The following is a 12,370-nucleotide window of genomic DNA, read 5'->3' as shown; positions in this document are numbered from 1 at the left end:
CGACCGCTCTGGCCGATGGCCATCAACGCTCTGATCTTGGCGCGGATGGTTTCCGTTTCGTCCGCGGCACCGCGGGAGGCAGACGAGTCAGCGCGCATATCGGTCACGCGCGCCCTCGGATTTGAGGGATAGGCGTTCGGGCTGGTGTCGGGCGTGTAGATTAGGCCCGACTTTCTTTTGCCGGCGGCCAGCAAGCACTGGTCCATCTACTCCCCGACAACGGACGTCGGTGAGCGTACCGAGGTTATCGGATCGGCATGACGAAGAACGATCCTCCACGCGCCTTCCTCCCGGCGAAATATGGTGGTGACTCGAAGCGCAATCGGCACCAGTTTGTCGCCCCCGCCGACCTTGGATTCGAACCGCTCGACCTCGATGATGTATCCCAAGTCGGCCGTCGCATATTCCGAGATGCGCTCAAAGCCAATGGCCTTGCCGTGCCGGTAATTGGTGGCGGCCCGTTCCATGGTCTCAGCGGCCTTTCTCCATCCCTTCACCGGCGGGCCAAAGGGATTGGCAATAATGACGTCGTCCTGTCGCGAGTAGAGGCCTTTCAAGGGCTCAGGATCGCCCTTTACGAAGGCATCCAGAGCCAGATGATCCTGCTCGATAACTTTCGTTAGGTCGGAGGCTAACATCTTAACATCCCCACAGTCTTGCCATGCTTCCCATTTCAAAACTTCAGAAGCGGCAACTTGTTCCGTTAGCTTGCGCTAAAGTGCCTGCCACCTCCCGGCAGTGGGCAGTGTCGTCGTGGGAACATGCACTGAATGGAGAACAGTGCGACAGCCGAACTGCCCCAACAGGTCAGGAATGTTTGGGACAAAAGTCTGTGCGACCCATCAGACCGGGCGAGTTCTGCGACGGGATCACGCTTGCTGAACCACCAATTCGCTGGTCATGGGAATTCCTCTGAGGGCCCCAAGCACCATGTTGTGGGAGATCGCGCGCTCATGAATTTTCTCCAGGTCGGCGCGCGGCGCCGAAGAACACACGGTCGCGCGCAGGTGCAGGGACACATAGCAATGCCGGGCGTCCCTGGGCGCCGTGAGCCCATCAAGTCCGTCAAACTCGCCACGCGGGTCGAACACGCCTTCCGCGACAAAATCTACTGAACGCAGATCGACCCCCGCATGCGCTGCCAGCATCGGATAGTCCGAGCCGGCACACACGGCCGCCGCGGCAAAGATCTGCTCCCAGGGAAAGACTGCGGCCGGCGGATTGTCCTTGAGGCTCGCGGGTCGCTCCAGCAGCGGCATTGTATAAGGATCGCTTGATTGCCGATCGAAGCGGTAGCGGGCACGGTAGGTGCCACGCACCGCGTCACCGTGTTTCTTCAGCACGGACACGATATCTTTGACCGTGCTGACGGATTCTCCGAAGACTATTGGCATTTTTACCTCCCTACAAAGTTACAATTCCACTCACTTCCTCGGTTGCCGACGGCGGCTGTCGCGGTCCGGCCTTGATCCGATAATGTGCCGACAAGGCTCGCCCTACTTGGCAGGCGCGGCCGCTTGGGCATCGCCGCCGAGATCCTTCTTGAAGGTTTCGAAATCGACCTGCATGCCGTTGAAGATGGTGCTCCAGTGGCGTGACAGAGCGGCGATGGCGACGGCCTCTTCAATCTCGTCCTCCGTTGCGCCCGCCTGTTTTGCGCTCTCGGTGTCTTCCCAGATGCAATACTGGCAGGGAATTTGAGCGGAGACGGCGAGCGAGATCAAAGCCTTGACTTTCGGCGGCAGGGCGGTGTCGTTCGAGAACTGCAGAGCCTTCACCTCGGCCCAGGCGCCCGGCAGCGCTGCTTTTGAAACCTGATGGACAAAGCCTGGCACCGAGCCGAGCGTCCGCTCGACGTCCTTGTAGGTGGCGTCGACCTCAGCCTGGCCGGCCCAGCCCAAGCCCGGTGACAAAAATGTGGCGCAGACTACAGTCGATGCGAACGCCGTTTGAAGGAAGCGGCGCGACCGGCGGGGTCCGAGCGTGCCGTGGTGTGCGTTGGAAGCAACATGGGAAACTGCGAAGGCGGACATGATCTCTCTCCTCTGTGGAACCATTCGAGGCGGCGTTCTGTGATGGCCCCGTGCTCCAAGGAGTCACGGACGAGAGAAAAAGTTCGATCAATCATCCTCGATTCTGGGCGGGCGCGGCGAAAGATGAAGGTGCAGGCGTCGGGCCTTGCCGTCTCGTTGAAAGATCACCAGGACGACACCCGGCGGGCAGTGGAACGGGTCTTCGGGCGGATTGATGAATCGTCCTTCGATGACTGTGACATGGCTGCCGCTGAGAATGCGCTGCGGCTCGAGGCGGACGCCGGCTTCCGTGTCGGAGTCGACTTCCTCGGCAAGGAATGAACGCCCCAACACCGGTTCGCTCGCCCCACGGACCAGGTGAAGATCTTCCGCAAAGTGCCCGAGGAAGCGGTCGCGTTCGCCGTGCCGGTTGAGTCCATTGAAGATTTCGGAGTAAAATCGCTGGCGTTCGCAAGACTGTGAGCGAGCCCCTGCGTCGCCAAGGCCTGCCGTTTCGAGCAGCATCTCCGCCAGCTTGCGTTTGGCTTCCGACAAACGACTGCGAACCGTCCCAATCGGCACATCCAGAATGGCGGCCAGTTCCTGGTAAGACTGATAGCTTCCAAAATAGCGCAAGATTGCGGTGGCCTGCAGCGGCTCGGGAAGCTTGCGGAGGGCATCCCAAACCCATTCGCGAAGCGCGATTTTCTCCAGCCGCTCCTCAATGCCAGCGCGTTCGTCAGGGCGGTCGGGAATGTCGGCGGTCAAGATCTCGCGTCGTCTTCGACGCAATTGTTGCAGGCAGCATCGATACAGCACAGCGCGAAGCCAGCCACCGACGGCTTGCGGATCCTTGAGTTCACCGATGCGCCTCAGCGCGATCAGGAACGTCTCATGCACTGCATCTTCGGCGTCAGATCCATAGCCGAGCATATTCAGAGCTGTCGCATAGAGCCGCGCACGATGACGTTCCAGCAACAGGCCGAGGCAACCACAATCACCGCCCCGAGCGGCAACGGCCAGTTCGGCATCATTCGGCACGATATGAGTTTCGTAGCTCATCGACTGAAAGATGCACCATCCGGCGAAAAAGTTCGAATGCTTGTTCAGGCTTCGTCACGATCCGTGTTCGGCACCAGATCACCTGTAAGCTTTGAGCAGGCTTTGAATTGGGTTATGATCCTCGACCATCGCTCCCAGATCCGTCAGCGTGCAGCGGCGCCACTTCAGCTCCGCAACGACCGGCCCGAAGCGGGGTCCGTGAAACCACGCTCGTTCGTGCCGCCTTCTCCTCGTCCAGCCGCCTTGCGCCGACGGAACGATCGCGCTGGGAAGCCAGCGCTTGCAACAGCGCGTGACAATGATGAGCGTTTGCCGTATATTGACATAAAGATATCCTTATGTGACACGAATAGGCTTGTCGCCAGGGGGATAAAAAATGTCGCAGAATTCTGCATCGCTGGACGCATTGTTCGGCCCTGTCGCGGCAAAGCCCGATGGGTCGGAGGTGCTTGCGGCGCTCACGGCGGCGGCTAGCGAACGCATCCTCATCCTTGACGGTGCCATGGGCACACAGATCCAGGGCCTGGGTTTCGATGAGGACCAGTTTCGCGGCGAAGCCTTCGCCGGCTGCGCCTGCCACCAGCAAGGCAACAATGATCTTCTGATCCTGACGCAGCCGCAGGCGATCGAGGAAATCCACTATCAATATGCCATCGCAGGCGCGGATATTCTGGAAACCAACACCTTCTCCTCGACTTCGATTGCCCAGGCCGATTACGGCATGGAGGATGCCGTCTACGCGCTGAATCGCGACGGAGCGCGGCTGGTGCGGCGCGCCGCTGTTCGTGCCGAGCAGCAGGATGGCAAGCGCCGCTTCGTCGCCGGTGCGCTCGGGCCAACCAACCGCACCGCTTCGATGTCGCCTGATGTCAACAATCCGGGCTATCGCGCCGTGACCTTCGACGAATTGCGCCTCGCCTATGGCGAGCAGCTGCGCGGCCTGATCGATGGCGGCGCCGACATCATCCTGATCGAGACCATCTTCGACACGCTGAACGCCAAGGCGGCGATTTTCGCGGCAGCGGAGATCTTCAACGAGAAGGGCGTGCGCCTGCCGGTGATGATTTCCGGCACCATCACAGACCTCTCCGGCCGCACACTGTCGGGCCAGACGCCGACCGCCTTCTGGCATTCGGTACGCCATGCCAGCCCGTTCACCATCGGCCTCAACTGCGCGCTCGGCGCCAATGCCATGCGCGAGCATCTGGCCGAGATATCAGGCGTCGCCAACACTTTTGTCTGCGCCTATCCGAATGCCGGCCTGCCCAATGAATTCGGCCGTTATGACGAGAGCCCGGAATTCATGGCCGCGCAGATCGAGGATTTCGCTCGCGAGGGACTGGTCAATGTCGTCGGCGGCTGCTGCGGCTCAACGCCGGAGCACATCCGCGCCATTGCAGAGGCGGTGCGGAAGTATCCGCCGCGCCCCATTCCCGACATCGAGCGCAAGATGCGCCTTTCCGGACTGGAGCCATTCACGCTCACCGACGAAATTCCCTTCGTCAATGTCGGCGAGCGCACCAATGTCACCGGCTCGGCCAAGTTCCGCAAGCTGATCACGGCGGGTGACTATGTCGCCGCGCTCGACGTGGCGCGCGACCAGGTCGCCAATGGCGCGCAGATTATCGACATCAACATGGACGAAGGCCTGATCGATTCAAAGAAGGCGATGGTGGAGTATCTCAACCTGGTCGCCGCCGAACCCGACATCGCCCGTGTCCCGGTGATGGTCGACAGTTCGAAATGGGAGATCATCGAGGCCGGCCTGAAATGCGTGCAGGGCAAGCCGCTGGTCAACTCCATCTCCATGAAGGAAGGCGAGGCGGCATTCCTGCATCATGCCAGGCTCGTGCGCGCCTATGGCGCCGCCGTGGTCGTCATGGCGTTCGACGAGGATGGCCAGGCCGACACCAAGGCGCGCAAGGTCGAAATCTGCACCCGCGCCTACAAGCTTTTGACCGAACAGGCCGGCGTCCCGCCCGAGGATATCGTCTTCGACCCCAATGTCTTCGCCATTGCCACCGGCATCGAGGAGCACGACAATTACGGCGTCGACTTCATCGAAGCGGCGGGCGAGATCACCGGGACGCTGCCGCATGTCCACATTTCCGGCGGTGTGTCGAACCTCTCCTTCTCGTTCCGCGGCAATGAGCCGGTGCGCGAGGCCATGCATGCCGTGTTCCTCTACCATGCCATCCAGCGCGGCATGGATATGGGGATCGTCAATGCCGGCCAGCTCGCCGTCTACGACACGATCGAGCCGGTGCTGCGCGAGGCCTGCGAGGATGTCGTGCTCAACCGTGTGCCCAAGGCCGGCGGCACCGCCACTGAACGCATGCTGGAGATCGCCGAACGCTTCAAGGGCGCGGCGGGCCAAGAAGCCAAGGAGCGCGATCTTGCCTGGCGCGAACTGCCGGTCGAACAGCGGATCAGCCATGCGCTGGTCAACGGCATCACCGAGTTCATCGACGCCGACACCGAGGAAGCGCGGCTTGCCGCCGAGCGCCCGCTGCATGTCATCGAAGGCCCGCTGATGGCCGGCATGAACGTCGTCGGCGACCTGTTCGGCGCGGGAAAGATGTTCCTGCCGCAAGTGGTGAAGTCCGCGCGGGTGATGAAGCAGGCGGTGGCGGGACTACTGCCGCATATGGAAGCCGAGAAGTTGGCCAACGCCGCCAATGGCATCGACAATGGCGAACGCCAGACGGCGGGCAAGATCCTGATGGCGACGGTGAAGGGCGATGTCCACGACATCGGCAAGAACATCGTCGGCGTCGTGCTCGCCTGCAACAATTACGAGATCATCGATCTCGGCGTCATGGTGCCGGCGGCAAAGATCCTGCAGACGGCGCGCGAGAGACAAGTCGACATCATCGGACTGTCAGGCCTGATCACGCCATCGCTCGATGAAATGGCGCATATGGCCGCCGAGATGGAGCGCGAAGGCTTCGACATCCCGCTGCTGATCGGCGGCGCGACGACCAGCCGCGTGCACACGGCGGTGAAGATCCACCCGCGCTACACCAAGGGACAAGCGGTCTATGTCACCGACGCCAGCCGGGCGGTCGGCGTGGTCTCGTCCTTGCTGTCGAATGACAGCAAGGCGAAGTACGTCGACACGGTGCGCGCCGAATACAAGAAGGTCGCCGACGCGCATGCCCGCTCCGAAGCCGACAAGCAGCGGCTGCCGCTGGCCAAGGCGAGGGCCAATGCGCATCGGATCGATTGGTCTGAATATGAGCCGCCGAAGCCGTCCTTCACAGGCGTGAAGGTCTTCGAGAATTGGGACCTGACCGAGCTCGCGCGCTACATCGACTGGACGCCGTTCTTCCAGACCTGGGAGCTGAAGGGCCGTTATCCAAAAATCCTCGAAGACGAGGCGCAAGGACCCGCCGCCCGCCAGTTGTTCGAGGATGCGCAGGCGATGCTGAAGAAGATCATCGCCGAAAAATGGTTCGCCCCGCGCGGCGTCATCGGTTTCTGGCCGGCCAATGCCGTCGGCGACGACATCAAGTTGTTCACGAACGAGGCACGCTCGCAGGAACTGGCGACCTTCTTCACCCTGCGTCAGCAACTGACCAAGCGCGACGGCAAGGCCAATGTCGCGCTCTCGGATTTCGTCGCGCCAGCGGATAGCGGTAAGCTCGACTTCATCGGCGGCTTCATCGTCACCGCCGGCATCGAGGAGGTGGCGATCGCCGAGCGTTTCGAGCGGGCGAACGACGATTATTCGTCGATCATGGTCAAGGCGCTGGCCGACCGTTTCGCCGAGGCCTTCGCCGAGCGCATGCATGAGAAGGTGCGCAAGGAGTACTGGGGCTACGCGCAAGAGGAATCGTTGGCGCCCGACGAGCTGATCGGCGAACCCTATCGCGGCATCCGCCCGGCCCCCGGCTATCCGGCGCAACCCGACCATACCGAAAAGGCCACGCTGTTCCGGCTGCTCGACGGTGAGCGCAATGCGGGCGTGAGCCTGACCGAGAGCTATGCGATGTGGCCGGGCTCGTCCGTGTCAGGCATCTATTTGTCGCATCCCGAAAGCTACTATTTCGGCGTCGCCAAGGTTGAACGCGACCAGGTCGAGGATTATGCGCGCCGCAAGGCGATGCCATTGGCGGAGGTCGAGCGCTGGCTCGGCCCTATCCTCAACTACGTGCCGGCACACTATGCCGAGGCGGCTGAATAGCGGCGGCATGCCTTCAATTGAATTGCACTGGTTGCCGGCTTGTGATCCATGGCGTGACGGTTACACCTTCGCGGGCAGTCGCCTTTGCAGTTGGAGCGCCGAATGACCCTGATCACACGCCGCCGGCTTTTGAAATCGGCTGCGATCGCCGGCGCGGGCGGGATCGGGCTTTCGGCCATGGGTCGGCTTGGCGGCTGGGCGGCTGCCACGCCTGAGCCGGTGGTTTTGCAGACGGCACAAATCCAGGCAAAGCTGACGGATATCGGCCAGACCAGGGATGTGCTGACCTGGGGCAACGCCGGAATGCCGCCCGTGCTCAGAATGAAAAAGGGCGAGCCCTTCGCCGCCCGTCTTGTCAACGCGATCGACGATCCGACGACGATTCATTGGCATGGCATTCGCGTGCCCAATAAGATGGACGGCGTCCCGTTTCTGGTTCAGCCTTATGTCTACACCGGCGATCATTTCGACTACGCCTTCACGCCGCCCGACGCCGGCACCTTCTGGTATCACCCGCATTGCAACACGTTGGAGCAGATGGGCCACGGCCTCACAGGCGTCATCGTGGTCGAGAATCCGAACGATCCGAAATTCGATGCCGAGGTCGTCCTCAATCTGCGCGACTGGCGCCTCGGTGACGACGGCCAGTTCATCGACCAGTTCCGGCCGCGCGATGCCGCAAGAACCGGCACCTATGGCACGGTGCGCACCGCCAACTGGCTCGACCAGCCGCAATATGACGCGCCGGCCGGAGGGCTTGTGCGGCTCAGGATCGCCATCACCGACGTCACGCGCATCTATGCCTTTCGCGTCGATGGCGCCGAAGCAACTGTCATGGCGCTTGACGGCAATCCGGTGCCGCAGCGTTTTTCCCCCGATGCCTTGCTGCTTGGACCGGGACAGCGCATGGAGCTGGCCATCCGCATGCCCGATGGCGAGGGTGCGATCGTAAGCCTGCGGGATGTCAGGGGCACCAAGCCTAAAATTCTAGCGACCTTGCGCGCGACCGGAAGCTCGCTCAAGCGTGATATCAGCGATGTTGCACCCCTGGAGCTCAATCCGGTAGCGGAAGTGGATCTCACCAGCGCCAAGCATATTTCCCTGGCTCTGAGCGCCACTGCGGAAAACGTCCCGAGCGACGGGATCTGCGGTTCGCTCGGCTACAGTTTCTGGGCCATCAACAAGGTGCCTTGGCCGGGCGATGCGCCGGATCCGACTGCGCCGTTGGCCGAATTGAAGCTCGGCGGGAGCTATGTCATCGACATGGAAAACCTGACGCCGCAATCCCATCCGATGCATTTGCACGGGATGAGCTTCAAAGTGCTGTCATCCTCGACGCGCCAGGTTCAGCCCCTGATTTCCGATACGTATCTCATCCAGCCCAACGAGAAGGTCCAGCTCGGCTTCGTTGCCGACAATCCGGGCGACTGGCTGCTGCACTGCCACATCATCGAGCACCAGAAATCGGGAATGACGAGCTACGTCAGGGTGGTCTGAAGCCGCGGCCGAGGGTTTCGTTGGCAAAAGAGGGCGGTTCCCTGCTATTGCCGCGTCCAACTCAAGAACCTGGGACATTCCTGCATGACCAATGTCGCCCTGACCGGCCTTGCCCATGATCTCGCCAGGCGTTCCGCCGAAGGCCGCCCGGTGCGTATCGGCGTCATCGGTTCGGGCGAAATGGGCACCGATCTGGTCACGCAAGGCATGCTGATGCCGGGCATTTCGGTCTGCGCGGTCTCGACACGCCGCCCGCACACCGCACGCGATGCCATCCGCATTGCCTATGGCGACGAGGCGATGGCGGTCGAAGCCGAAACCGCGTCGAAAGTCACCGCGGCGATCGAGAACGGCAAGATCGCCATCACTTCGAACGAGATGCTGGTCACCAATCCGTTGATCGATGTCGTCATCGACGCCACCGGCAAGCCGGGTGTCGCCGCCGATTTCGACCTGATGGCGATGGAACACGGCAAGCATCTGGTGATGATGAACGTCGAGGCCGACGTCACCATCGGCTGCTATCTCAAGCAGCAAGCCGACCGGCTTGGCGTCGTCTATTCAGTGGGCGCCGGCGACGAGCCGTCGAGCTGCATGGAGCTGATCGAGTTTGCGTCGGCGCTCGGCCTAACCATCGTCTCGGCCGGCAAGGGCAAGAACAACCCGCTCAACCACGATGCCGTGCCGGACGACTACCGCGAGGAAGCGATCCGCCGTAACATGAACCCGCGCATGCTGGTCGAGTTCGTCGACGGTTCCAAGACCATGGTCGAGATGTGCGCCATCGCCAACGCTACCGGGCTAGTGCCCGATGTGCCCGGCATGCACGGCCCTAGGGCCGACCGCGACGATCTCGCCAAAGTGCTCATTCCGCGCGAGGATGGCGGTCTGTTGCTGAAGAAAGGCGTTGTCGACTACACGGTCGGCAAGGGCGTCGCGCCCGGCGTCTTCGTCATCGTCGAGGCGACCCATCCGCGCATCATCGAGCGCATGGACGATCTGCATATCGGCCACGGCCCCTATTACAGCCTGTTCCGGCCCTATCACCTGACTTCGCTGGAGGTGCCGCTGACCGCTGCCCGCATCGTGCTTTTCGGCGAGCCCGACATGGTGCCGCTGCCAAGGCCCGTAGCCGAAGTGTGCGCCGTCGCCAAGCGTGACCTCGCCGCCGGCGAGACGTTCGATGCGATCGGCGAGACTTGCTACCGCTCCTGGACCATGACCGTCGGCGAAGCCCGTGCCCAGCGCGCCGTGCCGGTCGGCCTGCTCGAAGGCGGCAGGGTGCTGAAGCCGGTCAGGAAAGGCGAATTGCTGACTGCGGATAATGCCGTACCCGACCAGACGACGAGGCTGTTCGCCTTGCGCCGGCTGCAGGACGAGATGCTGTATGGGGCGAACTGAGCTCTATTTGCCCAGCTCGATCGACCGCAGCCGCGCAGCCTCCACCGCCTCTGTGAGAAGGCGCGTCAGCCGGTCCTCACCCATCAGCACCTCCAGCGCCGCGGCCGTCGTCCCCTTGGGGCTGGTGACCTGCTGGCGCAGCACGCCCGGCTCCTCACCGCTTTCGGCGGCTAGCGAGGCGGCGCCGTAGACGGTCTGCATGGCGAGTAGCTTGGCGGTTGCCGTCGGCAGGCCGGCCTTCTCGGCTGCCACGGTCAGCGCCTCGATGAAATGGAAGATATAGGCCGGGCCCGATCCCGACACGGCGGTCACCGCGTCCATCAGGCCCTCGTCGTCGATGGTGGTCACTTCGCCGCTTGCCGACAAAAGGTCGGCGACGAAACGCTTGGTGTCGTCGGAAACCAGGGGATTGGAAAACACCACCATCATGCCCTTGCCGATCGCCGCCGGCGTGTTGGGCATGCAGCGCACAACCGGCGCAAGTGTGCCCAGGATGTCCTCGAAGGTGGCGGTAGGCGTGCCGGCGGCGATGCTGACGTAGGTGGTGCGGCCATCGGCGAAGCGCTTGTAGGCGGCGGTGACATCGCGGATCACCTGCGGCTTCACCGCAATGACGACCAGATCGGGCACGGCATCGGCCGGAATGCCATCGGCATCGGCTGATGTGGCGCAACCCAACGCTGCGGCGCGATTGCGCAGATCGGCATTGGGCTCGACCACGAAAACCGCCGACGGCGCAAGCTTGCCGGATTTCAGCCAGCCCGAGAGCATGGCGTAACCCATATTGCCGCAGCCGGCGAGAACAAGCCTGATCGTCATCGAAAGCCTCCGAAGCAAGGCCTTCACATAGACGCTGGCTGTTCCCTGGGGAAGCCCCCGTCAGGACGAACGGGAGATCGCGTGCTGCGATTGGGATCATGCAATGCCATCGGCCGCAGCGTGTTTTGCAAATAGATGCAATTACAGAGGGAGACCGCTCTGTCGGCGCGAAAAATTAACTTTTTGTTTTCCATGCCTGTTTAGCGTGGCTTAACGAATGGCCAATCGCGTTCGCAGGTCGCCAAGGAGTAGAGTTCCAGACGATGGTCGACAGGGAAAACCGCGAAGACTGGAAGCGCGAGCGCTCGTTGCTGGCGCTTGGCCAGGCTGTGCGTGGCGACGAACCCGACGCATCCCTGGTCTCGATCGGAGACCGGGCGGACCCGTCATGGCGCGAGGATGCCGCCACGCGTCATCGTCTCGCCCGTTCACAACGCGAAACGCCAACGAACCCGAAGCTGTCGCCTGCGACAGGCGGGTATCAGGCTGGCCATGAGTCGGCCTCGTCGATGAACCATGCGCAAACCACGCCACAGCCACAGACACAGCCCGGCCGGGTCCGAGCGTTGCTGTCGTGGTTGCATAAGGCCGTGTCCCGCAAGCCGGTCCCGGAGGAGCCCTTCGATACCCACGGTTGGGTATCCGCTGAAAACGCGATATCAACGCAAGATCCGACGTACTCTCCCTATTCGCAGTCGGCGCCGGCCATTGCGCCTCGGCAGCCAGTTCCCGCTGCTTACCCGCCGCCTTTCCAGCCCGGCGGCCATTCTCCCTTTCCGCCGCAGATGGCGCAGCCGCCTCAGCCTCCGCAAATGGTGCCGCCGCGAGCGTATTCGGGCCCGCAACTCTATCCCTACGCGCAGCCTTTGGCCTACATACAGCAGCCAGACTATCCACGTCCGCAATCTACGTCGGCCCCCAATGCCGGCCAGCCCTCCTATCCGCCTCAGCCTGCCCCTGCGCCTCCGCCCTTCCCGCCGCAGCAGTCATCCCAGCCTCGCCAGCCATCGGTAGAGGCGCGGCAGGCCGCGGAGGATGTCGAACCGCAAGCGCCGATCGAGGAAATCCGCGCCAGCCTGCGCGAATTCCGTGAAGCGGTCCGCGAACTCACCGAGAGCCGCGCGCGTCGCCGGTACTTCTGAGCCACAAAATTCTTCGCCGTGTCGTACAAAAGCATGCCGGTTTCGCGTAAACGGCATGGGACGGCGCTTTGGCGGGATTGCGTGTGGGAATTTTCGTGAAGATGCCACGCTGTTAAAGATCAGAAAGCGGGGGGGGTGCCCCAACGGCACCCCGTGGGGGTTTTTGGGGGTGGGGGGGGGCGGGGGGCAGTTGTGTGGTGGGTTGCGGGGGGCGGAAACCGGGGTGGGTCGGGGGACAAAAAAGACCCCCC

Annotated in this window: 8 protein-coding genes and 1 pseudogene; 4 read left to right on the top strand and 5 right to left on the bottom strand. The window is 62.5% G+C overall.

The features are described from left to right. Positions 1 to 206: 206 nt before the first annotated feature. The 4 genes from NKH57_RS28235 to NKH57_RS28220 all read right to left on the bottom strand — a co-directional run bounded on the left by NKH57_RS28235 (position 207) and on the right by NKH57_RS28220 (position 3,074). Positions 207 to 638 (bottom strand): YybH family protein, encoded by a 432-nt coding sequence (locus NKH57_RS28235; protein WP_352949338.1) that lies wholly within the window; start codon positions 636 to 638, stop codon positions 207 to 209. Positions 639 to 869: 231 nt separating this feature from the next. Further along, a complete protein-coding gene (locus tag NKH57_RS28230; RefSeq protein ID WP_352949336.1) occupies positions 870 to 1,394 on the bottom strand; it encodes an OsmC family protein in 525 nt (174 codons plus the stop codon). A 102-nt stretch (positions 1,395 to 1,496) separates the two neighbouring features. Then, positions 1,497 to 2,033: a carboxymuconolactone decarboxylase family protein gene (locus NKH57_RS28225; RefSeq protein ID WP_352949334.1), complete on the bottom strand. Its 537-nt coding sequence runs from the start codon at positions 2,031 to 2,033 to the stop codon at positions 1,497 to 1,499. 87 nt (positions 2,034 to 2,120) lie between these two features. After that, positions 2,121 to 3,074 carry an RNA polymerase sigma factor gene (locus tag NKH57_RS28220; protein WP_352949332.1) on the bottom strand — a complete coding sequence of 318 codons (954 nt, stop codon included), beginning with the start codon at positions 3,072 to 3,074 and terminating at the stop codon, positions 2,121 to 2,123. A gap of 376 nt (positions 3,075 to 3,450) precedes the next feature. Between NKH57_RS28220 and metH the strand changes: the two genes are divergently transcribed. From metH to NKH57_RS28205, 3 genes are all read left to right on the top strand, one after another. Continuing rightward, the gene (gene metH / locus NKH57_RS28215) at positions 3,451 to 7,260 is read left to right on the top strand and encodes a methionine synthase (protein WP_352949330.1); all 3,810 of its coding nucleotides are present in this window, start codon (positions 3,451 to 3,453) and stop codon (positions 7,258 to 7,260) included. A gap of 102 nt (positions 7,261 to 7,362) precedes the next feature. Further along, positions 7,363 to 8,757 carry a multicopper oxidase family protein gene (locus NKH57_RS28210; RefSeq protein WP_352949327.1) on the top strand — a complete coding sequence of 465 codons (1,395 nt, stop codon included), beginning with the start codon at positions 7,363 to 7,365 and terminating at the stop codon, positions 8,755 to 8,757. Between the two features lie 84 nt (positions 8,758 to 8,841). Beyond that, the gene (locus tag NKH57_RS28205; RefSeq protein WP_352949324.1) at positions 8,842 to 10,158 is read left to right on the top strand and encodes an NAD(P)H-dependent oxidoreductase; all 1,317 of its coding nucleotides are present in this window, start codon (positions 8,842 to 8,844) and stop codon (positions 10,156 to 10,158) included. Between the two features lie 3 nt (positions 10,159 to 10,161). Here the strand turns inward: NKH57_RS28205 and proC are convergent, their stop codons facing one another. Next, the gene (gene proC / locus NKH57_RS28200) at positions 10,162 to 10,977 is read right to left on the bottom strand and encodes a pyrroline-5-carboxylate reductase (protein WP_352949321.1); all 816 of its coding nucleotides are present in this window, start codon (positions 10,975 to 10,977) and stop codon (positions 10,162 to 10,164) included. Between the two features lie 263 nt (positions 10,978 to 11,240). Here proC and NKH57_RS33920 point away from each other — a divergent pair. Continuing rightward, positions 11,241 to 11,453: pseudogene (locus NKH57_RS33920) on the top strand (hypothetical protein); the annotation flags it as partial. Between the last annotated feature and the right edge of the window lie 917 nt (positions 11,454 to 12,370).

This window comes from Mesorhizobium sp. M1050, assembly GCF_040318715.1.
GTDB lineage: Bacteria > Pseudomonadota > Alphaproteobacteria > Rhizobiales > Rhizobiaceae > Mesorhizobium.
Note: the sequence above shows the minus strand (reverse complement) of the source record. Positions and strands in the feature narration are given on the sequence as shown.

What these genes read in the sequence shown, in the direction of transcription:
- NKH57_RS28235 (WP_352949338.1), bottom strand. Translation starts at nt 638, where the DNA reads ATGTTAGCCTCCGACCTAACGAAAGTTATCGAGCAGGATCATCTGGCT.
- NKH57_RS28230 (WP_352949336.1), bottom strand. Translation starts at nt 1,394, where the DNA reads ATGCCAATAGTCTTCGGAGAATCCGTCAGCACGGTCAAAGATATCGTG.
- NKH57_RS28225 (WP_352949334.1), bottom strand. Translation starts at nt 2,033, where the DNA reads ATGTCCGCCTTCGCAGTTTCCCATGTTGCTTCCAACGCACACCACGGC.
- NKH57_RS28220 (WP_352949332.1), bottom strand. Translation starts at nt 3,074, where the DNA reads ATGAGCTACGAAACTCATATCGTGCCGAATGATGCCGAACTGGCCGTT.
- metH (WP_352949330.1), top strand. Translation starts at nt 3,451, where the DNA reads ATGTCGCAGAATTCTGCATCGCTGGACGCATTGTTCGGCCCTGTCGCG.
- NKH57_RS28210 (WP_352949327.1), top strand. Translation starts at nt 7,363, where the DNA reads ATGACCCTGATCACACGCCGCCGGCTTTTGAAATCGGCTGCGATCGCC.
- NKH57_RS28205 (WP_352949324.1), top strand. Translation starts at nt 8,842, where the DNA reads ATGACCAATGTCGCCCTGACCGGCCTTGCCCATGATCTCGCCAGGCGT.
- proC (WP_352949321.1), bottom strand. Translation starts at nt 10,977, where the DNA reads ATGACGATCAGGCTTGTTCTCGCCGGCTGCGGCAATATGGGTTACGCC.